The organism is Streptomyces caeni, from assembly GCF_042678285.1.
In the GTDB taxonomy this organism is placed as follows: domain Bacteria; phylum Actinomycetota; class Actinomycetes; order Streptomycetales; family Streptomycetaceae; genus Streptomyces; species Streptomyces caeni.
Window position 1 is genome coordinate 14,061 of the sequence record NZ_JBHUDX010000006.1, and the last position, 21,993, is coordinate 36,053.

General features: G+C 72.6%; 22 protein-coding genes and 1 pseudogene. 13 read left to right on the plus strand and 10 right to left on the minus strand.

The genetic code is table 11. The features are described from left to right. Positions 1–10 precede the first annotated feature (10 nt). From ACFSL4_RS02930 to ACFSL4_RS02940, 3 genes are read left to right on the plus strand one after another with little or no spacing between them, the layout of a single operon-like run. Positions 11–922, plus strand: a complete 912-nt coding sequence (locus ACFSL4_RS02930; protein ID WP_381078009.1) for an SDR family NAD(P)-dependent oxidoreductase — start codon at positions 11–13, stop codon at positions 920–922. A gap of 42 nt (positions 923–964) precedes the next feature. Beyond that, on the plus strand, positions 965–2,119 hold the full coding sequence (locus ACFSL4_RS02935) for an acyl-CoA dehydrogenase family protein (RefSeq protein WP_381078012.1): 1,155 nt from the start codon (positions 965–967) through the stop codon (positions 2,117–2,119). A 46-nt stretch (positions 2,120–2,165) separates the two neighbouring features. Then, on the plus strand, positions 2,166–3,215 hold the full coding sequence (locus ACFSL4_RS02940) for a Zn-dependent alcohol dehydrogenase (protein WP_381078058.1): 1,050 nt from the start codon (positions 2,166–2,168) through the stop codon (positions 3,213–3,215). Positions 3,216–3,294: 79 nt separating this feature from the next. On the opposite strand, the pseudogene ACFSL4_RS02945 reads toward ACFSL4_RS02940, so the two are convergent. Further along, positions 3,295–3,534 (minus strand): annotated as a pseudogene (locus ACFSL4_RS02945) (helix-turn-helix domain-containing protein); the annotation flags it as partial. A gap of 38 nt (positions 3,535–3,572) precedes the next feature. On the opposite strand from ACFSL4_RS02945, the gene ACFSL4_RS02950 reads away from it, so the two are divergent. After that, positions 3,573–3,695, plus strand: a complete 123-nt coding sequence (locus ACFSL4_RS02950) for a hypothetical protein (protein WP_381078015.1) — start codon at positions 3,573–3,575, stop codon at positions 3,693–3,695. Between the two features lie 78 nt (positions 3,696–3,773). Here ACFSL4_RS02950 and ACFSL4_RS02955 read toward each other — a convergent pair whose 3' ends face one another. Next, positions 3,774–4,340: a 2'-5' RNA ligase family protein gene (locus tag ACFSL4_RS02955; RefSeq protein WP_381078018.1), complete on the minus strand. Its 567-nt coding sequence runs from the start codon at positions 4,338–4,340 to the stop codon at positions 3,774–3,776. A gap of 111 nt (positions 4,341–4,451) precedes the next feature. Further along, complete coding sequence (locus ACFSL4_RS02960; protein ID WP_381078020.1) at positions 4,452–5,861, minus strand: recombinase family protein; 1,410 nt, start codon at positions 5,859–5,861, stop codon at positions 4,452–4,454. A gap of 15 nt (positions 5,862–5,876) precedes the next feature. On the opposite strand from ACFSL4_RS02960, the gene ACFSL4_RS02965 reads away from it, so the two are divergent. Then, the gene (locus ACFSL4_RS02965) at positions 5,877–7,061 is read left to right on the plus strand and encodes an MFS transporter (RefSeq protein WP_381078023.1); all 1,185 of its coding nucleotides are present in this window, start codon (positions 5,877–5,879) and stop codon (positions 7,059–7,061) included. 218 nt (positions 7,062–7,279) lie between these two features. Here the strand turns inward: ACFSL4_RS02965 and ACFSL4_RS02970 are convergent, their stop codons facing one another. The 4 genes from ACFSL4_RS02970 to ACFSL4_RS02985 all read right to left on the minus strand — a co-directional run bounded on the left by ACFSL4_RS02970 (position 7,280) and on the right by ACFSL4_RS02985 (position 12,436). Then, positions 7,280–7,885 carry a flavin reductase family protein gene (locus ACFSL4_RS02970; protein ID WP_381078027.1) on the minus strand — a complete coding sequence of 202 codons (606 nt, stop codon included), beginning with the start codon at positions 7,883–7,885 and terminating at the stop codon, positions 7,280–7,282. 60 nt (positions 7,886–7,945) lie between these two features. Further along, positions 7,946–8,785 carry an enoyl-CoA hydratase/isomerase family protein gene (locus ACFSL4_RS02975; RefSeq protein ID WP_381078029.1) on the minus strand — a complete coding sequence of 280 codons (840 nt, stop codon included), beginning with the start codon at positions 8,783–8,785 and terminating at the stop codon, positions 7,946–7,948. Between the two features lie 76 nt (positions 8,786–8,861). Continuing rightward, positions 8,862–11,087, minus strand: a complete 2,226-nt coding sequence (locus ACFSL4_RS02980; RefSeq protein ID WP_381078031.1) for an acetate--CoA ligase family protein — start codon at positions 11,085–11,087, stop codon at positions 8,862–8,864. 137 nt (positions 11,088–11,224) lie between these two features. Next, complete coding sequence (locus ACFSL4_RS02985) at positions 11,225–12,436, minus strand: flavin-containing monooxygenase (protein WP_381078032.1); 1,212 nt, start codon at positions 12,434–12,436, stop codon at positions 11,225–11,227. Between the two features lie 322 nt (positions 12,437–12,758). Here ACFSL4_RS02985 and ACFSL4_RS02990 point away from each other — a divergent pair, with 322 nt between their 5' ends. From ACFSL4_RS02990 to ACFSL4_RS03005, 4 genes are read left to right on the plus strand one after another with little or no spacing between them, the layout of a single operon-like run. Beyond that, positions 12,759–13,211, plus strand: coding sequence for a DoxX family protein (locus ACFSL4_RS02990; protein ID WP_381078033.1), 453 nt, complete (start codon positions 12,759–12,761; stop codon positions 13,209–13,211). Next, entirely contained in the window at positions 13,175–13,606 is a 432-nt protein-coding gene (locus ACFSL4_RS02995; RefSeq protein ID WP_381078034.1) for a Zn-ribbon domain-containing OB-fold protein, read from the plus strand. Before ACFSL4_RS02990 ends, ACFSL4_RS02995 begins: the two co-directional genes overlap by 37 nt. A gap of 30 nt (positions 13,607–13,636) precedes the next feature. Beyond that, positions 13,637–14,239 carry a GNAT family N-acetyltransferase gene (locus ACFSL4_RS03000; protein WP_381078037.1) on the plus strand — a complete coding sequence of 201 codons (603 nt, stop codon included), beginning with the start codon at positions 13,637–13,639 and terminating at the stop codon, positions 14,237–14,239. Positions 14,240–14,295: 56 nt separating this feature from the next. Further along, positions 14,296–15,180 (plus strand): GNAT family N-acetyltransferase, encoded by an 885-nt coding sequence (locus ACFSL4_RS03005; RefSeq protein WP_381078038.1) that lies wholly within the window; start codon positions 14,296–14,298, stop codon positions 15,178–15,180. Positions 15,181–15,274: 94 nt separating this feature from the next. Here ACFSL4_RS03005 and ACFSL4_RS03010 read toward each other — a convergent pair whose 3' ends face one another. Further along, positions 15,275–15,940 carry a pyridoxine/pyridoxamine 5'-phosphate oxidase gene (locus ACFSL4_RS03010; RefSeq protein WP_381078041.1) on the minus strand — a complete coding sequence of 222 codons (666 nt, stop codon included), beginning with the start codon at positions 15,938–15,940 and terminating at the stop codon, positions 15,275–15,277. Positions 15,941–16,058: 118 nt separating this feature from the next. Further along, positions 16,059–17,234, minus strand: a complete 1,176-nt coding sequence (locus tag ACFSL4_RS03015; protein ID WP_381078043.1) for a thiolase C-terminal domain-containing protein — start codon at positions 17,232–17,234, stop codon at positions 16,059–16,061. Between the two features lie 99 nt (positions 17,235–17,333). Between ACFSL4_RS03015 and ACFSL4_RS03020 the strand changes: the two genes are divergently transcribed. Both ACFSL4_RS03020 and ACFSL4_RS03025 read left to right on the plus strand, forming a co-directional pair. Then, a complete protein-coding gene (locus tag ACFSL4_RS03020) occupies positions 17,334–18,509 on the plus strand; it encodes an acyl-CoA dehydrogenase family protein (RefSeq protein ID WP_381078045.1) in 1,176 nt (391 codons plus the stop codon). Further along, complete coding sequence (locus tag ACFSL4_RS03025) at positions 18,506–18,979, plus strand: nitroreductase family deazaflavin-dependent oxidoreductase (protein WP_381078047.1); 474 nt, start codon at positions 18,506–18,508, stop codon at positions 18,977–18,979. The genes ACFSL4_RS03020 and ACFSL4_RS03025 overlap by 4 nt, the downstream gene beginning before the upstream one ends. A 156-nt stretch (positions 18,980–19,135) precedes the next feature. Here ACFSL4_RS03025 and ACFSL4_RS03030 read toward each other — a convergent pair whose 3' ends face one another. Further along, the gene (locus ACFSL4_RS03030) at positions 19,136–19,783 is read right to left on the minus strand and encodes a TetR family transcriptional regulator (RefSeq protein ID WP_381078049.1); all 648 of its coding nucleotides are present in this window, start codon (positions 19,781–19,783) and stop codon (positions 19,136–19,138) included. 233 nt (positions 19,784–20,016) lie between these two features. On the opposite strand from ACFSL4_RS03030, the gene kbpA reads away from it, so the two are divergent. Further along, positions 20,017–20,775 (plus strand): AfsK-binding protein KbpA, encoded by a 759-nt coding sequence (kbpA, locus tag ACFSL4_RS03035; protein WP_465269748.1) that lies wholly within the window; start codon positions 20,017–20,019, stop codon positions 20,773–20,775. Positions 20,776–21,021: 246 nt separating this feature from the next. Next, the coding region (locus ACFSL4_RS03040; RefSeq protein ID WP_381078053.1) for a serine/threonine-protein kinase at positions 21,022–21,993 on the plus strand (972 nt) is incomplete at its 3' end.

Below are 21,993 nucleotides of genomic sequence, written 5' to 3' on the forward strand. Positions count from 1 at the left end.
GGGGCCGGACATGGGGAACTTCTTGGCAGGCAAGGTCGTCGCCGTGACGGGCGCGGGCCGCGGCATCGGGCGGGCCGCGGCGCTGGCCGCGGCGGCCGAGGGCGCGCGGGTCGTCGTCAACGACTACGGGGTGTCCGTCGAGGGCGGTTCCCCCACCAGCGAGGTCGCCGAGGCCGTGGTCAAGGAGATCGTCGCGGCAGGCGGCGAGGCCCTCGCAGTGGCGGAGGACATCTCGACCATGGCGGGCGGGCAGCGCGTGGTGGACGAGGCGCTCGCCGCCTACGGCCGGCTGGACGGCGTGGTGTGCGTGGCCGGCATCCTGCGCGAAAGGATGCTCTTCAACATGACCGAGGAGGAATGGGACCCCGTGGTCGCCACCCACCTCAAGGGCACGTTCACGGTGTTCCGCGCGGCGTCGGCGGTGATGCGGGCACAGCGCTCGGGCACACTGATCGGCTTCACCAGCGGCAACCACCAGGGCTCGGTCGCGCAGGCCAACTACAGCGCCGCCAAGGGCGGCGTCATCTCCCTCGTCCGCAGCGCGGCGCTCGGCCTGCACAAGTACGGCGTGACGGCGAACGCGGTGGCGCCGGTGGCCCGTACGCGGATGTCGGCGAACGTCCCCATGGAACTCAAGGAGATCGGCGAACCCGAGGACGTGGCCGCACTGGTGGTCTACCTGCTGTCCGACCGGGCGCGCGAGGAGCGCATCACGGGCCAGGTGTACACCATCGCCGGCCCCAAGCTGGCGGTCTGGGCGCAGCCGAGGGAACTGCGGGCGGCCTACGCGGAGGGCTCCTGGACCCCCGAGCGGATCGCGGACGTCCTGCCCAAGACGGTGGGCACGGACCCGATGCCGATGCTGGATGGGCTGACGGCGATGGAACGGGCGGCGCGGGAGGGGGCACGCCCCAACGCCTAGGAACCGCACCACCGTCGACCCATCCAACACAAGGCGGAAACCATGGATTTCGGGTTCGGTCCGCAGGACGACTCGTTCCGCGGCGAGGCGCGCGCCTGGCTGCGGGACCATCTCGGCGGCACGACGGACCGCCGGGAGTGGGAACGTGAGCTCGGCGCCGCCGGCTGGATCGGCCTCGGCTGGCCCGAGGACGGCTACGGCAACCGCCGGGCCACGCTCACCCAGCAGGTCGCCTGGGCGGAGGAGTACGCCCGCTCCCAGGCACCGCCCCGCTCCGGCCACATCGGCGAGAACCTCCTCGCCCCCACCCTGATCGCCCACGGCACCCCGGAGCAGAAGTCCCGCTTCCTGCCCCCGATAGCCCGCGGCGAGGAACTGTGGTGCCAGGGCTACAGCGAACCCGGCGCCGGCTCCGACCTGGCGGGGGTGCGCACCACGGCCGTACGGGATGCCCCGCACGGATACCGCATCACCGGCCAGAAGATCTGGACCTCCCTCGCCCACGAGGCGGACTGGTGCTTCGTGCTCGCCCGCACCGATCCGTCCTCGCACCGCCACCACGGCCTGACCTTCCTGCTCGTGCCGATGGACCAGCCGGGCCGGATCGAGGTGCGCCCGATCCGTCAGCTCACCGGCACCAGCGAGTTCAACGAGGTGTTCTTCGACGGCGCGACGGCTCGCGCCGAGCACGTCGTCGCCGCGGAGGGAGAGGGCTGGCGCGTCGCGATGAGCCTGCTCGGCTTCGAGCGGGGTGTCTCCACCCTGGCCCAGCAGATCGGCTTCGCCCGCGAACTGGGCGAGGTGGTACGGGCCGCGGTGGCGACCGGCGCCGCCGACGACCCGGTCGTGCGCGACCGCCTGGTGCGGCAGTGGGCCGAGCTGCGGGCGATGCGCTGGAACGCCCTGCGCACGCTGGGCGGCACCGCCGACCCGGGCGCCCCCAGCGTGGCCAAGCTGCTGTGGGGCGGCTGGCACCAGCGGCTGGGCGAGCTGGCGATGCAGGTACGGGGCGCGTCGGGCGCGGCGGGTCCGGCCGACTGGTCGCCGGCGGCGCCGTACGAAATGGACCCGTTCCAGCACCTGTTCCTCTTCGGCCGGGCCGACACCATCTACGGCGGGTCGGACGAGATCCAGCGCACGATCATCGCCGAGCGCGTGCTCGGCCTGCCGAAGGAACCCAGGGGACCCAAGGGCTGAGGGAGTTGGGATGCCAGGCGCGACACGAGGCGCGACACGGGGCGCCATACGAGGAGTGATGTACGACGGCGCGGGGACGCGGGTCGTGGACGATCTTCAGGTGCGGGATCCGGGCCCCGGCGAGGTGCAGGTGGCGATGACGGCGGCGGGACTGTGCCACAGCGATCTGTCGGTGGTGGACGGGACCATACCCTTCCCGGTGCCCGTGGTCCTCGGCCACGAGGGCGCGGGTGTGGTCGAGGCGGTGGGAGCGGGCGTCACCCATGTCGCGCCCGGCGACCACGTGGCTCTGTCGACCCTGGCCAACTGCGGGGCGTGCGCGGAGTGCGACCGGGGCAGGCCGACGATGTGCCGGCAGGCCATCGGCCGCCCCGGCCGCCCGTTCGCACGGGGCGGGCGGCCGGTGTACCAGTTCGCGTCCAACTCCGCCTTCGCGGAACGGACCGTGGTCAAGGCGGTCCAGGCGGTCCGCATCCCCGAGGACGTCCCGCTCACGTCCGCGGCACTGATCGGATGCGGCGTCCTGACCGGGGTGGGCGCCGTGCTCAACCGCGCCCGGGTGGGGCAGGGCGACACCGTCCTCGTCATCGGCACGGGCGGGATCGGCCTCAACGTCCTCCAGGGCGCACGGATCGCCGGCGCGTCGCGGATCGTCGCGGTGGACGCCAACCCGGCGAAGGAGGCGGTGGCGCGCCGGTTCGGCGCGACGGACTTCCTCACCACGACGGACGGGGTGAAGGACCTGCTGCCCACGGGCGCCGACCACGCCTTCGAGTGTGTGGGCCGCACCGAGCTGATCCGCGCCGCGATCGACTCCCTCGACCGCCACGGCCAGGCCGTCCTGCTGGGAGTGCCGCCGGCGACGGCCGAGGCGACGTTCCTGGTCTCGTCGATGTACCTGGACAAGTCCATCCTGGGCTGCCGCTACGGCTCCTCCCGCCCCCAGCGGGACATAGCGCTGTACGCCAGGTTGTACCGCGAGGGCCGCCTGCTCCTGGACGAGCTGGTGAGCGCGACATACCCGGTCGAGGACTACGAGAAGGCGGCGGCGGACGCGCACGCGGGGAGGGTGGCACGGGCCGTGCTGACGTTCTGATCCGGTCACGGGCGGGGGCGCGGCCGGCGTGTCGGGGGAGGGCGGTGCGCGGCGTCGGCACCGGAGCCGGCGCCCGCCCTCAGACCGGGCCGGCCGCCGGGCCCGCCGCGCCCGTGCGGAACGTCCGCCGGTAGGCGGTGGGCGTGACCCCGACCGCCGCCAGCAGGTGCTGCCGCATCGACTGGGCCGTGCCGAAGCCGGCGTCCCGCGCCACCTGCTCCATCGACAGGCCGGTGGACTCCAGCAGTTGGCGGGCCCGTTCGACGCGCTGCCCGCTGAGCCACTGGCCGGGGCTGACGCCGACCTCCTCGCGGAAGCGGCCCGCGCGAGCATCGAGCGGTACTCGACCACACCGGAGTGAGGGATCGGGTCAAGGCCATCAAGGCGGCCGGGTTCGAGATCGACCCCGACCTGTGGGGCATGGAGGACGCGGCCGACTGCAACCAGTGCCACGCCGGGTGCCACGACTCGCCCAAGTAGTAGCGAGTGGCAGGTGAGTTGGGGCCTACCTTCGTACGTTGGGGGTGGGCCCCTCTTGCCGGAAAGGATCACCGCATGTCATTGGCTGAGTCCTGGGACAGGTACGCGGTCGGGAGCAAGCCACGCAGGACCGTGAACGCCAGAGGTGATGCGACCTGGCTGAACTGGACCCAGTACCCCGATCACGGGCCGGACGAGAGCGTTCTCGGTCCCGTGGCCGGACGCCGGGTGCTGGAACTCGGCTCGGGGAGCGGTAGTAACCTCGCGCACCTCGGCATCGTTGAACTGCCCGCCGAACGGCGGGTTCTCCGGCCACCGCTCCACGATGGCCTCGGTGAGACGCCTGAATCTAGTGTCCGGTTCGGGGGCGAGATACAGCACTCCAGGGAACCGACCGCAGTGGTCGAATCGGGCCTTGAAGGACTGGTGCCGACCGAGTACCTCGCCGATCGCAGCGCAGACACCCTCGTCAATGCGGCTCACGTCGAGAAACGGGAAGAGCACTGTGACATGCGCCGGAACACCCGCACGGGCCGAGGGGCCAAGCCGGTCACGCCACGCTCGCACCAAAGGCTCCGCCTCCGGAACCCTCACGATCAGCCCCGACTGCCCTGCCTGGAATCCTTGCGCGTCGTCATCCGCCATCGCATCTGTCTATCAGCGTGCCCCGACCGGCGGCGACCCGATAATCACCGTCATGCCAAGCAGGGACGGAGCACCACCCAAGCACACAGGTGGGGCCAGACATCGAAGCCACTACGCGTCGGCTTCGTCGTCGGCGGTCTGGTTCCACTCCACGGTCATGTAGTCGTCCACGGTCATCTTCGCCGCCTTCTTGAAGCCGTTGGGGTGCATCGTGATCGTGGTGACGAACTTGACCCACGCTCGACGGATGGGGAGCGGAGTGTTCGGCCAGTCCTGAATCAGGCCAGCGATGCCCGACACGGGGTCGATCGGGGGCAGGCCAGTGACACCGGACAGCTTCTCGTCGATCTCGTCGAGCCTGGCCCGGATCGCCTCGGTACCGGCCGTCATCTGCGACAGGGTGATGGACCCCGAAGCGTAGGCCACGGCCAACCCGTCAAGCCGTTCCCGCAGGGTCTGCGCCTCCTGGTGGAGGTGGGCCGAGTCGTCTCCCTCCTCCTGCCGAGCGGCGAGAACCCAGGGCAGGAAGTCGGGGAAGACGATCCGCGCGAGGACGGCGTTACCGGCTCGCTTGTCGGCCAGCTCACGGGGTACGCGTACGTGCTTCTGCCCGCAGCGGTAGACCGGGGTCCCTCGGTACATGCCGCCTCGCACGGTCTCCCCGCAACGCTCACAGGTAGCCAGTCCGGCGAGCAGGGTCTGAGGGGCCGAGCCGGTACGGGCACCCCCCGTGAACCGCTTGGGGTTTGTCAGCGCCGACACCAAGGCGTAGTGGGTCACCTCGTCCAGGATTGCGGGCCACTGGCCCTCGCCCACCACTTCGCCGTGGTAGGTGGCCTGAGCGATGTACCGAGGGGAGATGAGCACCTTCTTCACTCCGCCTACGCCCCACCCCTTCGCCTCACCCTTCGCCGTGCCGGACGACGAGCGGGGAGCGAGTAGACCGAGGTCGGTCCAGAAGCGGGCGACAGCCGCCAGGGTCTCGCCCTGAAGAACCATCTCGGCACCCTTGCGGATCGCTTCTGCCTCGTCCTCGACCACGGTCACGTAGTCGTCGGCGTAGCCGAAGGGGCGCAAGCCCGTCTTGTGCGGCGTGCCGTTCTTCGCCGCCTGAAGGTTCGATGCCTTCTGCCGCAGCGCCTTCTGCTCACCCTCGTACTCCGCCCACGCCGTAACCGTCTTGGCCGTGGCTCGACCGGCCGGAGTCGAGAGGTCAAGGTGTCCGGCGTGGATGGCGTGGACGTTGATCCCGAGTGCGATCACTCGCAACAGGTCTTCCGTCTTGCGTACGAGCCGGTCAGTGTGCCAACAGAGGATCGCGTCCGGCTTGGACGCCAACAGCCGTTCGAACCCCGGTCGCACCTTGCCCGAGGTGGCGCTGACGTCGTTGTCTGCGATCACCTCTCGTACGGTCCAGCCACGAGCTGCGGCGAAGGCCCGGCACTCGTCCTCCTGCCTCCGAACTCCCAACTCGTCGCCGTGCTGATCGAGGCTGAGTCGTACGTAGATGGTGACGTCCACCTTGTCCTGCCCCCCTTGTTCCTGCTCATCGCGCTGTGTGCCCCAAAGTTCTACCAGGAGTTCCACTGGTCGCGCGGCACGATCGGCGCGGCCGTGTCGGTCAACCTCGCGCTGTACGGTCTGACCGCGCCCTTCGCGGCCGCCCTGATGGACCGCTTCGGCATCCGCCGGGTCGTCGCCGTGGCGCTGGCGGTCATCGCGCTCGGCTCGGGCGCCACCGTGTGGATGACGGCGGCCTGGCAGCTCCTGCTCTGCTGGGGCCTGCTGGTCGGGCTGGGCACCGGTTCGATGGCGCTGGCCTTCGCGGCGACCGTCACGAACCGCTGGTTCGCCGTGCGGCGCGGTCTGGTGAGCGGCATCCTCACGGCCGCCTCCGCCTCGGGACAACTGATCTTCCTTCCCGTGCTGTCCTGGATGGTGGAGGACCGCGGCTGGCGTCCGGCCGCGGTGACCGTCTCCCTCGCCGCGCTCGCGGTCATCCCCTTCGTCTGGCTGCTGCTGCGGGACCACCCGGCGGACGTGGGCCTGAAGCCCTACGGCGCCGAGGAGTTCGTGCCCAGGCCGCAGGCCGCGCCCGGAGCCGGGCGGCGTGCGGTGACCGTGCTCCTCTCGGCGGTGCGCACGGGCCCGTTCTGGCTGCTGGCGGGCACGTTCGCGATCTGCGGAGCCTCCACGAACGGCCTGATCCAGACCCACTTCGTCCCGGCCGCCCACGACCACGGCATGCCGATCACGGCGGCGGCCTCGCTGCTCGCGGTCGTCGGCGTCTTCGACGTACTCGGCACCATCGCCTCGGGCTGGTTCACGGACCGCTTCGAACCGCGCCGCCTGCTCGCGGTGTACTACGCCCTGCGCGGCGTCTCGCTCCTCTTCCTGCCCATGCTCCTGGCCCCGGCCGTGCACCCGCCGATGATCTTCTTCATCGTCTTCTACGGCCTGGACTGGGTCGCCACGGTCCCGCCGACCCTGGCGCTGTGCCGGGAGCAGTACGGCGAGGACAGCGCCATCGTCTTCGGCTGGGTTCTCGCCTCGCACCAGATCGGCGCGGCCCTGGTCGCCTTCCTCGGCGGCGTCGCACGCGACACGTTCGGTTCGTACGACGTGGTCTGGTACGCGTCGGGTGCCCTGTGCGCGGCGGCGGCCCTGATGGCCCTGGTGATCCGGCGCCGCCCGACGGGGCGCGTAGCGGTCCCGGCCTGAGCGGGACCCCGCGTGCGCAGGGCGGCTAGGGGGTGTTTCGAAGGTCCTGTGCGGTGCCCGCGGTGTCCGGTGCGTGCTCTCGGCGTGCCGGACGGAAGCCCTCGTACTGGACGTACTCGGGGTTTCGGCCGGTGCGGCGAGTGGGGGTGCCCTGCTCGAAGAGCTTGGGGGAGCGTGCCGGGCGCCGTGGGTGCTGTGCGGGACTTTTGAAACACCCCCTAGAGGAAGCGGCCCTTGTGGAACAGCAGGGGCGCGGCCTCGTCGTCGCCGGTCCCCAGGGCCGCGACCCGGCCCACCACGATCAGATGGTCGCCGCCGGCGTGCACGGCGTGGACCGCGCAGTCGATCCACGCCGCGGCGCCCGTGAGCCGGGGCGAGCCGGAGAACGGCGCCGGTTCGTGGCCGACCCCGGCGAACTTCTCCCCGCCGCTCACCGCGAAGCCGCGGCACAACTCGGTCTGGCCGGCGGTCAGCACGTTCACGCAGAACACCCCCGCGCGGGCGATCCGCGGCCACGTCGTCGACGTACGGCCGACCATGAACACGACCAGCGGAGGGTCGAGTGAGAGGGACGAGAACGACTGGCAGGCGAAGCCGGCCGGGCTCGCCTCCCCGTCCGCGGCGGGCGCGGTGATCACCGTGACGCCGGTCGCGAAGCTTCCCAGGACGCGGCGGAACTCGCCCGAGTGGACCGGTGCCCGCTCGTCGTCCCCCACGGCCCGCAGGTGGGGGCGTGGCAGCGCTTCGACCGGCCCCGCTGCCGTGGGCGCTCCGACCGACCTGAGGTAACGGACGGCGGTGGCCGCCATCCCCGCGTGTCCCATCACATCGCCCATTGAAACTGACGCTGCGTCAGAAGTGAAGGCCCAGGCCCGACGGGCCTCTCAACGGCCCCGGTAACGGGGGGTGCGCCGTTCGACGAAGCTCGCCACGCCCTCCCGCGCGTCCGCCGTCGTCATGTTGATCTCCTGGGCGGCGGCCTCGGCGGCGAACGCGGTGGCGCGGTCCGAGCCGAGGGAGGCGTTGACCAGTTGCTTGGTCAGCGCGAGCGCGCGGGTGGGGCCCGTGGCCAGGCGCCCGGCCCATTCGTGCGCGGTCTTCTCCAGGGCGTCCGCCGGCACCACCCGGTTGACCAGGCCCAGGCGTTCGGCGTCCGTGGCGGTCAGCGCGTCGCCGAAGAACATCAGCTCCTTGGCGCGCTGCGGCCCGACCAGCCGGGGCAGCAGATACGCGCCACCGCCGTCGGGCACCAGCCCCCGCCGCACGAACACCTCGACGAACGCGGCCGAGTCCGCGGCCAGCACCAGGTCGCAGGCCAGGGCGAGGTGCGCACCGAGACCGGCGGCGGTGCCGTTCACCGCGGCGATCACCGGTTTCTCGCAGTCGAGGACCGCGGCGACCAGACGCTGGGCGCCGCGGCGGATGGTCCGGGCCACGTCGCCGGGGATCCGCTCCCCGCCCGCCGGCCCGCCGCGCAGGTCCGCGCCGGCGCAGAAACCGCGTCCGCGGCCCGTGAGGACCACGGCGCGCACATCCGGGTCGGCCGAGGCGTCGAGAAGCGCCTGGATGAGGTGTTCGCGCAGGTCGGGGGTGATGGCGTTGAGGGCGTCGGGGCGGTTGAGGGTGAGCCACGAGACGTGGTTGTCAGTGGTGCGCAGTACCAATGAACCAGCCGAATCGAGCAGATCGGCGGAGCCGGCGGACCTATCGGGGGAGTCGGACATGGGAGTACTCCGTTTCGTACGGGCATTCGTGCGGGCATTCGTACGAGCAGGGACGGACCTCGCGCGGACGCTGCGCTCAGCGGCACACCGCCAGCGCGTCCAGGGCCACGGCTCCCTGCCCCCTGGGCAGCACCATCAGCGGGTTGATGTCCAGCTCCGCGATCGCGTCGCCGAGTTCGAGTGCCATGCGCTGGACGCGGAGCACGACCTCGACCAGCGCGTCGACGTCGGCCGGGGGACGCCCGCGCACCCCGTTCAGCAGGGCCCGCCCGCGCAGCTCGGAGAGCATGTCCCGGGCCTGCTCCTCGCCGAAGGGCGGCACACGCACGGCCGCGTCGCGCAGCACCTCGACGAGCACACCGCCGAGCCCGACGGTCACCGTCGGCCCGAAGAGCCGGTCGTGACAGACGCCGACGACCGTCTCGACTCCGGCCTCGACCATCTGGCACACGAGGACGCCGTCGAGCGGGATCCCCTCGTAGCGCGCGATGTCGGTCAGCTCCCGGTAGGCGTCCCTGACCTGGCTGGCGGAGGTCAGCCCGACTTTCACCAGACCCAGATCGGTCTTGTGGGCGATCCGCGCGCCGGACGCCTTCATCACCACCGGGTAGCCGACGAGCCCCGCCGCGCGCACCGCCGCCGCGGCGCTGGTCACCAGTTGCTCGCGCGGCACACGGATGCCGTACGCCCGCAGCAGCTGCTTCGCCGCGTGCTCGCTCAGCTGCTGCCCGGGCCGCATCAGCGCCTGCGCCTTGCGGAAGGAGGGAGAGGGGGTGCGGGGCGCCTCGTCGAAGGGGGAGCGGTAGCCGCGGACGAAGCGGCGGTGGTCGAGGTGGGCGCGGACGGCCGCGATGCAGTTCCCCACGGTGCGGAAGGTGGCCACGCGCGAGGAGCCGAGCAGCGTCTCGCGGTAGGCGGCCTCGGTGCCGACCGGCGACCCCCACACCACGCACACCAGCTTGTCCGTGTGCTCCGCCGCGTCCACGAGATCCCGCACGAGCTTGTCGCTCAGCGGAGGGAAGGGCCCGGTGACGGGGCAGATGAGCACCCCCACCTCCGGGTCGTCGAGGATCGCGTCGATGATCTTGCGTCCGCGCCAGTCGCCCACCGGATGGCCGCCGTTGTCGACGGGGTTGGCGACGTTCAGATAGCCGGGTATCCACTGGTGCAGCTCGGCCTGTCTGGCCTCGGACAGGACCGGCAGACGCAGGCCCGCCTCGGCCGCCAGATCCGCGACGTGCGCGCCCGTGCCGCCCGAGATCGAATAGACGACGACACCGTCGGCGCGCGGGGCGCGCGCCCGGGCCAGCAGGGCCGCGGTGTCCTGCAGTTCGTCGAGGGTGTCCACCCGGATCACGCCGTACTGCCGCATCGCCGCGTCGACGACCTGGTCCGCGCCGGTCAGCTTGCCGGTGTGTGAGGCGGCGGTGCGGGCGCCTGTCTCCGTGCGGCCGACCTTGACCGCGACCACCGGCACACCGCGCCGGGCGGCCCGGTCCGCGGCGAGGAGGAAGGAGCGGCCGTCCTTGAGCCCCTCGATGTAGCAGGCGATGGCGCCGATGCCGGGCTGCTCGGCGAAGTAGGAGACGAAGTCGGCGGTCTCCAGATCGGCCTCGTTGCCGGTGGGGGCCCAGTGGGACAGCCGTATCCCCAGTTCCTGCAGGGCGAAGACGGGCCGCCCCTGGTGCCCGGACTGCGTGATGAGCGCGATGGCCGGCCCGTCCAGGTCCTCCCGGAACCGCTCGAAGGCGTTGAGGTTGGTGTTGGGCCCGAGCAGCCGTATCCCGGACCGCTCCACGCTCTCGGCGAGCCGGGCCTGCGCGGCGGCGCCCTCCTCACCGGTCTCGGCGAAACCGGAGGCGAAAGCGACGGCGAACTTCACCTTGGCCGCGCCGAGTTCCTCGATGAGGGGAAGGGGGTCGGAGACGAGCAGCACGGCGAGATCGACCTGTTCGGGCAGGTCCGCGACGGAGGGGGAGCAGGGGATGCCGAAGACGGACCGACGGGTGGGGTGCACCGGGTGCAGCCGGGCGCCGACCCGCTCGGCCCAGGCGAGCAGTTGCCGGGTGATGCCCGTGTTCGGTCGGCCCTCGGCGTCCGAGGCGCCGATCACGGCGACGGACTCGGGCCGGAAGAACCGGTCCAGACCGGGTACGTCGGCGTGCAGCGGCCGCCCGCTGACGTCGAGGTCGCCGGCCTCGGCCGGCCTGCCGTGCACGGCGGGGGAGGGTTGCTCGCCGCAGGCGATGACCCGGGCCCGGCGGGAGTCGGTGGTGAGGGTGCCGTGGGTTGATCCAAGCATCGGTCCGCCCGCTCCTGTGTGACAGCATTCAGTAACTGACGCAGTGTCAGATTAGTTGAACTGATACGCCGTCAGGAACTGCTCTGCATGCAAAAGACGGGTGAGCCCCCGGACGGGCCTGCTCGGCCCGGTCCGCCTCAGTGGGCCGGGAGGGGCCGCCGTTCCGGGCGTTGCGCGCGGTGCGCCACCGCCTTGGCGATCTTCTCGGCGTCGATGGCCAGTTCGCGGAGCATGCCGCTGATCGGGTTGGTGAAGCCGGTGAAGTACAGGTCGGGGGCCGTGTGCGGGCAGCGGGCACCGTGGACGACGGGTCTGCCGTGGGCGTCGAGGACCCCGAGGTGGCCCACGAGGCCCTCCAGGGCGCGGACGTACCCGGTCGCGGCGATCACGGCCTCCGGCTCGATCCGGTTCCCGTCGGCGAGGACCACCTTGCCGCCGTCGAAGCCCTCGACGGCCGCCACGATCTCGATTCGTCCCCCGCGCACCGCGTCGACGAACCCGACGTCTTGCACGGGAATCGCCCCCTCGGTCACCCGGGAGTAGAGGCCGGTGCCGGGCCGGGGCAGTCCGTGCGCCGACAGGTCCGGTACGCCGATCCGCGCCACCGGGCGGGCCAGCCGGTCGACGAGCCGCACCGGCAGCCGTCGTATGAGGATTCCGGAGAACTGCGCCGCCCACCCCGCGGTGGACCGGCGCACGATGTGGGGTGCCGTGCGCACCGACAGCCGCACACGCGAGGCCCCGCCCTCCGCCAGGTCGACGGCGATCTCGGCGCCCGTGTTGCCGGCGCCCACGACGAGGACGTCCCGCCCGGCGTACGGCCCGGCGCTGCGGTACTCGCGGGCGTGCAGGAACTCGCCGGTGTAGGCGTCGCGGCCCGGCCAGTCGGGCACGCGCGGGGTGTGGTTGTGGCCGGTGGCCACGACGACCGCGCTCCCGGTCAGCCGGCGGCCGCCGGTTGCGTGCAGCAGCCAGCCGGTGCCGTCCGGGGCGGGTTCGACACGCGAGACCTCGACGCCTGTGACGATCTCCAGCTCGTGGTGCTCGGCGTACTTCTCCAGGTATCGCACCACGTCGTCGCGCGACACCCACCGTCCGGACCTCCGCGGTATGGGCAGTCCCGGCAGGCTCGACAACCGCCGCGTGGTGTGCAGGTGCAGCCGGTCGTAGTGGCGCCGCCAGGACGCTCCGACGCCGTCGGACTTCTCCAGTACGACGGCCCGTACGCCCCGGGCGCGCAGCGCGTACGCCGCGGCCAGCCCGCCGGGGCCGCCGCCGATGACGTAGACGGGCCGGTCCTCGTGGGCCGGCACCGTGGGGCGCGACGAAGCGGAAGTCGAGTCGGGCATGAGCGCGAGCGTAACCACAGGTGGCGTTGATGGGTCTCGGTCAAGACCGGAATCGGTTGCGAATTGATCACGGGTGTAGGGGAAGCGGGTGCGGGCGGTGGCGGAGGCGGACCGGTTGTGGTGGACCGGTGGACGGAACTGTTCGGCGCCCGCGCGCGGAGCGAGTGGCCCGCCCCTGCCCGCGTTCGCCCCGTCCGTGTCCGTCAGCCTTCGTCCGTCCGCCCTGGTCCGCCCGCTCTCATCCTCTTGCGCGTGCCCGGCTGGTGCGCTGAACTGACGTACCGTCAGAAAAAAATGGTCCCGGTGGGAGGACGGACGCTTCATGGACACGATCTGGCTCACCGGCGCGGAATGCCTCGCCGTGCTCCGCGTCGGGCTCGGGCTGTGGTGGCTGGAGAGCTGGCGCCACAAGGACAAGAAGGCGTGGTTCGAGCGGGGCACCGGCATCGCGTGGGCCGCCGACATCGCCGCCAAGCACCGCTGGGCGGCGGTGCGCAGCGGCTTCGACACGGTGGTCGCGCCCCGGCCGCGGACGATGGCCCATGTCGTGGTGTACGCCGAACTGGCCCTCGGACTCGGCCTGATCGCCGGCTTCCTGACACCGGTCGCGCTGGCCGGCGGCCTGCTCCTCAACGTCCTCTACTTCACCCTCATGATCCACGACTGGGCCGAGCAGGGACAGAACTCGATGATGGCGCTGGTCTCGGCGGTGGGACTGTTCGGGATGTCGTGGCAGACATGGTCCCTGGACGCCGCGCTGGGTTGGTTCCGGTGACCGGGCCGCGCTTCGACCTCCCCGAGGCCGATGCCTTCACCCGGCCGTACTGGGACGCGGCGGCGGAGGGGCGGCTGCTGGTGCGCCGCTGCGGCAGCTGCGGGCGGGTGCACCACTACCCCCGGGAGTTCTGCCCGTACTGCTGGAGCGAGGACGTCGTCTGGGAGCGGGCCGGCGGCCGGGCGACCCTCTACACCTGGTCCGTCGTCCACCGCAACGACCTGCCGCCCTTCGGGGAGCGCACCCCGTACGTCGCCGCCGTGGTCGATCTCGCGGAGGGGCCGCGGATGATGACGGAGGTCGTGGAGTGCGCGGCGGGCGAACTGCGGGTGGGCATGGAACTGGAGGTGGTCTTCAGGCAGGGATTGCCCGTGTTCCGGCCGTGCGGACGGTGATCGTGGCGTGCGGGTTGGTTGAATGGCACGATGGCCGACATACGTCACACGTCCCCCGCCCGTCCCTTCCCCGAACTGCACGGTCACGGCCTGCGGCTGCGCCGCTGGGACGCCGATTCCGACAGCGACGTGGCGACATGGCTGCGCGGGCTGTCCGACCCGGAGTTCCAGCGCTGGAACACGCCCCTGAAGACCGTCACGGACCTCGCCGGCGCCCGCGCCGCGCTGCGCTCCCGGGAGCGCAGCGCCGAGGACGGGAGCTGCGCCCAGTACCGCATCACGGACGCCGAGAGCGGTACGACGCTGGGTCACATCGGCGTCAACGAGATCGACCATGTCCTGCGTGTCGGCCGCGTCGGCTACTGGGTGCTGCCCGAGGCGCGCGGTCGGCGGGTCGCCACCCGCGCCCTCGCCCTCGCCGCCCGCTGGGCCCTGACCGACCTGGGCCTCAACCGCCTGGAACTGGGCCACGCCCTCGGCCACGAGGCCTCCTGCCGGGTCGCGGAGCGGTGCGGCTTCCCCTACGAGGGCACGCTGCGCGGCGCCATGTTCGAGGCGGGGCGGCGGGACGCGTTCCGGGACGTGCACCTGCACGCCCGGATCGCGAGCGACCCCGAGCCGGCGGTTCTCTGACCAGGGGCGGCCCTAAATGGCGTGCACCCGTGCGGTGATTCGCGAGACGGTGTGGCATGGCCGATGACGCGTATGACTGGCGGTTCACCGAGGACCTGGAGGAGTTCCTCGGGTGTGCCGGGGCTTTCCTGCGGTCCGAGCCTGCGCGGCACACCGTGCAGCTGACCGTCGCCGAGAGACTGCGGTCGCGAGCGCCGGGCGCGTTCGGCGAGGGGACGCCGTACTTCGGCCGGCTCACGGACGGGGGCGGCAACGTGCGGGCCACGGTCCTGCGGACGCCCCCGCACCAGCTCAACCTGACCGCCTTCGGCGCCGACGACGCCGACGCACTGGCCGCGCGGCTCGCAGAGGACGGGCGCGCGCTCCCGGGGGCGGGCGGTCCGGCGGAGACGGCCGCCGTGTTCGCCGCCGCCTGGGAGCGCCGCACCGGGGCCACCGCCCGGCTCGAGGTACGGCAGCGGCTCTACCGCCTCGGCACCCTCACCCCACCCGAGCCCGCACCGCCCGGGAGCGCTCGCGTCGCCACGCCTGACGACCGCGAGCTGGTCGCTCGGTGGTACGCCGCGTTTTGTGCGGATGTCGGCGAGCGGGCCGGGCAGGACGCAGACCGCTGGGCCGAGGACCGGCTCGCGTACGGCGGGATCACGCTGTGGGAGACACCGGACGGTGCGCCCGTCGCCCTGGCGAGTGTCACGCCCGAGGTCGCCGGGCAGGTCCGCGTCGCCACCGTCTACACCCCCGCCCCGCTGCGCGGCCGCGGATATGCGGGCGCCGTCACCACCGCGGTCAGCCGGGCCGCAGCCGACTCGGGCGCCAAGGAGGTCCTGCTCTTCACCGACCTCTCCAACCCCACGAGCAACGGCCTCTACCAGCGGCTCGGCTACCGCCCGGTGGCGGACTTCGCGGTGTACGCGCTCGGGGATGCCGCCGAGGAGACCTGACACAGGATCAGCACTTTTGTGGCGCAGGGGGCCGCCGCGCCGCCGCCGGCGTCCACGGCGTCCACGGCTTTCACGGCGTCCACGGCTTCCACGCTCAGGGCCACAGCAGCTCCTTGGCCCACGCCCCCTCCGTGCGGCGGTAGACGAGCCGTACGTGCCGGCGCTTCGCGTCGCCCTGGAAGAACTCCATCCGCTCCGGCCTGAGGCGGTAGAGCGTCCAGGACGGGACCGGGGCGTCCGGCTCGCGCCGGGCCCGCTCCCAGGCCGCGTCCGAGGCCCGCGCCAGCTCCTCCACCGAGCCGAGCGGATCGCTCTGCCGGCCGGTGAGCGCGGCGGCCAGCGCGCCGGTGGAGCGGGCGTGCAGATCCGCCTGCCCCTCCGGCACCGGGGCGGCCGTGACCGGGCCGCGCAGCCGGACCTGGCGGCCCTGGGCGGACCAGTAGAACGCGAGGGCGGCATACGGCCGCGCCGCGAGCTGCCGCCCCTTGTGGCTGCCCGAGTGCGTGGCGAACGCCCAGCCGTCCGCGTCCGCCCCGTGCAGCATCACGATGCGGACGTCCGGCGTGCCGTCCGCGTCGGCGGTCGCCAGCGACATCGTGTGCGGCTCGGGCTGGCCCGCCGCCACCGCCTGAGCGAACCACTCCGTGAACAGCGCGAGCGGCTCGGCGGGCGCAGCCGCCGGGTCGAAGGGGGGAAGCTCGGTCGTCGCCGGGTCCCACACCCGCAGGGACCTGAGCAGGTCGTGGAGATCGGTTGCCATGCCCCGAGTATCACGTGCGGGGCCGCCGGGTGCCGGGCCGCCGGCTGCCGGGTCCTGTGCGGGGCCGCCTGCTGCGGGTCCCCGTGCCGGGCCTCCTCGGCCCGTCCCGGCACCACCGTCACCCCCGACCCAGCACCACCGTCCCCGACGAGCAGAACCAGCCGCCCGTCCCCGACGCCACGGCCAGCTCCGGAAGCCGCCCGCCGTCCTTGCGGACCTGCCGTTCGCCGGCCTCTCCGCGCAGCTGCCGCACCGCCTCCACCAGCAGGAACAACCCCCGCATTCCCGGATGCTGGGCGGACAGGCCGCCCCCGTCTGTGTTCACCGGCAACTGCCCGCCCGCCGCCAGCAGCCGCCCCTTCTCCACGAACGCCCCGCCCTCGCCCTTGCCGCAGAAGCCGAGGTCCTCCAGCGTCACCAGCGTCATGTAGGTGAAGGCGTCGTAGATCTCAGCGAGATCGACTTCCTCGGGGCGCACTCCGGCCCGCGCGAAGGCCAGGCGGCCGCTGACCGCCGCCGGGGAGACGGTGAAGTCCGGCCACTGCGACATCGCCGTGTGCGAGACGTGCTCCCCGCTCCCGAGCACCCACACCGGTGCCGTGCGGCAGTCCCGCGCGACGTCCTCCGCCACCAGCAGCACCGCCGCCCCGCCGTCGGACCGTATGCAGCAGTGCAGCTTGGTGAAGGGGTCCGCGACCATCGGGCCGGACAGCACCTCGTCCACCGTGATCGGGTCGCGGAACATGGCCTCGGGGTTCGCCGCCGCGTTCGCCCGCGCCTGCACCGCCACCTCGGCCAGCTGCTCGATCGTCGTGCCGTACTCGTGCATGTGGCGGCGTGCCGCCATCGCGTACTTGGCGATCAGCGTGTGGCCGTAGGGGACCTCGAACTGGAGGGGACCGCGGGCGCCGAAGGAGAGGTTGCCCGTGCGCCGGCCCGCCCTGATGTCCGCGCGGGCCGTGGAGCCGTAGACCAGGAGCACCGCCCGCGCGTGGCCCGCGGCGATCGCGTCCGCCGCGTGGGCCGCCATGACCTCCCAGGTGGAGCCGCCGACGGATGTGGAGTCCACCCAGGCGGGCCGCAGCCCGAGGTATTCGGCGACCTCCGCGGGGGCGAGCGTGCCGAGCCCCGCCGACGCGAAGCCGTCGATCACCGAACGGTCCAGGCCCGCGTCCGCCAGGGCACGGCGGGCGGCCTGGGCGTGCAGGGCGTACGGCGTCGCCTCGTCCACCCGGCCGCAGTCGGACAGCGACACACCCACGATCGCGGCCTTCCGGCCGGTCACAGCAGTCATGTATCTGACGGTACATCAGATTTCGTCGCGACGGACCTGTGCACGCGTGCGCCGGCGCCCTAACATGACGCATCGTCAGATGCAGAAGGGACCCCGCCCATGGACGCCCGCTTCACCGCCGAACAGGACGAGATCCGCCGTACGGTGCGGGAGGCGCTGGCCAAGCGCTGTGGACCGGACGACGTCCGGGCCGCCGTGCGCACCGGCGCCGGATACGACGCCGCCCTGTGGACCACCCTCGCCGCGCAGCTCGGCCTGGCCGGGCTTGCGCTCCCGGAGGCGTACGGCGGCGTCGGCTGCACCACCACCGAACTCGCCCTCGCCTGCGAGGAGGTCGGACGCGCCCTCGCCCCCTCCCCGCTGCTGTCCACGGCCGTCCTGGCCGCGCCCCTGCTGCTCGCGCTCGGCACCGGCGACCAGCGTGCCGAACTGCTGCCCCGCCTCGCCTCCGGAGAGCTGACCGCCGCCCTGGCCGTCCCCGGCCCGGCCCTGGCCACCGCGCTCGCCCTCGTCGACGGCAACCGCGGCGACTGGGCGGGCGGCGGACGCGCCGGCGGTGTGCAGGCGCGGCAGGCGGACGGCGCCTGGCGGCTGTACGGGGAGGCCGGCCAGGTACTCGACGGGCACAGCGCCGGCCTGCTCGTCGTCGCCGCCCACGCCGGGGGTTTCGCCCGCTCGCGGACCCTGCTGTTCCTCGTGCGGGAGGGCGGAGTACGCACCCGGCAGACCGCCCTCGACGAGACCCGGCCCCGCGCCCGCATCCAACTACGCGACGTGAAAGCCGAGTTGCTGGGCGAAGACGGAGCCGATGTGGCCGGGGCGCTCGCCGCCGCCGGGGACCGCGCCGCCGCCGTCCTCGCCTGCGAGGCCGTGGGCGCCGCCGGTCGGGCGCTGGAGCGGACCGTCGAGTACGTCGGGCAGCGGAAGCAGTTCGGGCGGGCGATCGGGTCCTTCCAGGCCGTCAAGCACCGGCTGGCCGATGTGTACGTCCAGTTGCAGGCGGCCCGTTCGGCGGCGTACTACGCGGCCTGGGCGAGCGCGCGGGGAGAAACGGTCGGCGGGCTCGCCCTCGCCCAGGCCCTTCAGGCGCTGCGCACCGCGGCCGCCGAGGGGATCCAGCTCCACGGGGGCATCGGTTTCACCTGGGAACACGAGGCGCATCTGTATTTCAAGCGCTCGGCCGGCGACGAGCTGCTGTTCGGCCCGGTACACCGGCTGAGGGCGCACGCGGCCGGCGCGGCCGGGCTCTTCGAGCAGAGGGAGGTGGCCGTGTGACGGCCCTCGGTGCGCGGATCGTGCAGAAGGTGTCCTCCGCGCGCGCCTTCGCGAAGGTCGCGCCGCACGTCGTGCCCGCGCTGGACCGCGCGGTGCACCGGCTGACCCGCGGGAGGATCCTGCTCAGCGCCCGGATGCTGCCGGGCGTCGTACTCACGGCCACCGGTGCGAGAAGCGGACTGCCGCGCCGTACGCCGCTGGCGTGCATGCCGGAGGAGGGCGGCACCTGGCTCCTCGTCGGATCCAACTTCGGGCGCGCCGGAAACCCCGCCTGGACCGCCAATCTCCTCGCCCACCCCGACGCCTCGATCAGCTGGAAGGGCCAGGACATCCCCGTCAGGGCCCATCTGCTGGAAGGGGCGGAGCGGGAAGCGGCCTGGCGGGCGGCATTGGACTTCTGGCCGCCGTATGCGACGTACCAGGCCCGGGTGGAACGGGAGATCCGGCTCTTCCGGCTCGCGCGGCGGTGATGGCGCCTGGTCGGGGCCCGGGGCCCGGGGCCCGGGGGCTTTGGGCGCGGCATGATGCACCGGCGCCCGGACATGGGCAGCGGGCGGTGGCCCACCGGAGTGAACCACCGCCCGTATGACAGAACGTGAGAGCCCTGGAGCGACCGAGCCGCCGTCCTACTTCGTCGGCTTCTTGCCGGTCACGCCCAGATGCACCAACAGCGCCAAATTGGGCTTGAGTTCGGCCTGCTTGACGCCCCAGGACTGGAAGCCCTTCTGGTGGGAGGACACGGACGCGAGCATCGCCACGAGCGAGCCCGCCACGGCCGCCGCGTTCACGTCCTTGTCGACCCGGCCCCTGGACTGGAGGTCGGCGATCGAGTTCGCCAGGGAGTTGTTCACGGAATTCAGGATCTTCATGCGGATCTTGTAGAAGCGTTTGTCGCCCTCGGCGGCACCCAGGTCGACGACCCGCAGGATCGCGTCGTGCTTGCGCCAGAACTCCAGGAAACCGTCCACGAGTTCCTGCGCCGTCTGCCAGCCCGCCTTGCCGACCCACGAGCGCCCTTCGAGCAACTCGGTCAACGTGGCGCCCTCCGCGGCCATTTGCTCGGCGATCTCCAGGACGGCACCCTCCACGTCCGGGAAGTACTGGTAGAAGGTCGCCGGCGACGTCCCCGCCTTCCGGGCGACGTCGATGACTTTGACGTCCCGGTAGGGCGATGAGCTGAGCATCTCGCTGAGGCAGTCGAGCAGCTTCTGCCTGGTCGCCTGCCCGCGCCGACCGGCCACGCGGCCGTCGACGGTACGCACTTGTCCTGTCATGCCGTCAGCTTACCGAGGGGTGATCGGAGCGCGATTCGGCCGACTGCAAATGGGGAGTGCGGGGGCGGACAAGGGCTCCCGGCGCCGCTGAGGAGGGAGTATCCCCGCGCGCGGCGCACCGGGAAGCCCACTAGCTTGGCGACATGGCCGAAAACCCGCCATCGTCGTCACAGCCGCCGTCATCGTCGTCACAGCCGCCGTCATCGTCGTCACAGCCGCCGCAAGCGTCGCAGCTGCCGCAAGCGTCGCAGCCGTCGCGAGGGGAAGCGGGCGACGGGGACGTCCCCGAGGGCGCCACCGAGGGCGTCCCCTGCTGGGCCGACGCCCAGTTGCCCGACGTCGAGGCGGGCAAGCGGTTCTACGGTGAGCTCTTCGGGTGGACCTTCGAGGAGGCGTACGGCTCCTCGGTGTGGGCACGTCTCGACGGCCGCCCCGTGGCCGCGCTGGCGCCCAAGCGGGACGGACGGATGCCCACCGTCTGGACGGTGTACTTCGCCACCCCCGACGCCCCCGCGCTCGCCGGGCGCATCCGGGCGGCCGGCGGCCAGATCGTCACCCTGCCCACCCCCGTGGACGCCCTGGGTGTCATGGCGCTGGCCGCCGACCCCGAGGGCGCCGTCTTCGGGCTCTGGCAGGGCGGCACCCACCCGGGCTTCGGCGCACGGCGCGAACCCGGCTCCTTCGCCTGGGCGCAGCTGTACGCACGGGACCCCGCCACCGCGAACGCCTTCTACGCGAACCTCTTCCACGACGCCCTCTTCGGCCCCGGCGCCGTCCCCGAGTTCGGGCGAGCGGCGGTAGGGGACGTCTTCCCCGCCGAGATGCCGCCCCACTTCCTCGTCCACTTCGCCGTCCGGGACGGCGCGGCGGCACTCGGCGCGGTCGAGCGGCTGGGTGGTCGTGTACAGGTACCGCCGTTCGAGGCATCGTACGGACAGGTGGCGGTCGTCACGGACGATCAGGGGGCGTCCTTCGCGCTGCTCCAGCGGTAGCCGGCGGCAGCGCCGAGGCACTTCGGGGTCGTGCCGGGCGTTCCATCATGCGGGCGCCCGCTTCCCGAGAGGCGTTCCGGCATGGTTTTGTCCTGAGACACCCCCTTCCGCCCCCGGGTTCGCAACCAGTGGCCCGGACAGGAAGAATCGGGGTGCGTGCCGCCATGGCGGTGCGGTGGTGAGACGCTGCACGGGGTCGCGTGCACGACGCGGATGACGTGACCCGTACGGGGAGGTGGCAGGCAAGTGGTGGATCAGCTGACGCAGCACGATCCGCGGCGGATCGGGCCGTTCGAGGTGCTGGGACGGCTGGGTGCCGGCGGCATGGGGCTGGTCTATCTCGCCCGCTCGGCGTCGGGCCGGCGCGTGGCGATCAAGACGGTGCGCACGGAACTCGCCGAGGACCAGCTGTTCCGGGTGCGTTTCACGCGTGAGGTCGAGGCCGCGCGAGCCGTCTCCGGCTTCTACACGGCGGCCGTGGTCGACGCCGACCCGCGCGCCGCCGTGCCGTGGCTCGCCACCGCGTACGTGCCCGCGCCCTCCCTCGAGGAGATAGTGACCGAGTGCGGGCCGCTGCCGGCCCCGGCGGTGCGCTGGCTGGCTGCCGGGGTCGCCGAGGCGCTGCAGTCCATCCACGGGGCGGGCCTCGTGCACCGGGACCTGAAGCCCTCGAACGTCCTCGTCGTCGAGGACGGCCCCCGGGTGATCGACTTCGGTATCGCCTCCGGCGTGTCGAACACACGTCTGACGATGACGAACGTCGCGGTCGGCACGCCCGCCTACATGTCCCCCGAACAGGCCAAGGACTCCCGCAGCGTGACCGGGGCGAGCGATGTCTTCTCGCTCGGCTCGATGCTCGTCTTCGCGGCCACCGGGCACCCTCCCTTCCACGGCGCCAACCCCGTCGAGACCGTCTTCATGCTGCTGCGCGAGGGCCCGGACCTGTCCGGACTGCCGGACGAGCTGCGCCCGCTCATCGAGTCGTGCATGCAGATGGAGGCCCCCGCCCGCCCGAACCCGGCCGATCTTCAGGCCCAGCTCGCGCCCCACCTCTTCGGCTCCGGATCCGACGACAGCGGCACGGCCTCCGCGTGGCTGCCGGAGAAGGCCGTCGGCCTGATCGAGGCGCGCCGCGGCGGGCGCCCGGCGGTCAGGCCGTCCCCCGCCGGCAGCCGCGGCGGCGGGCGCCCGCCGCTGCCGCCCCAGCCGGCCCACGAC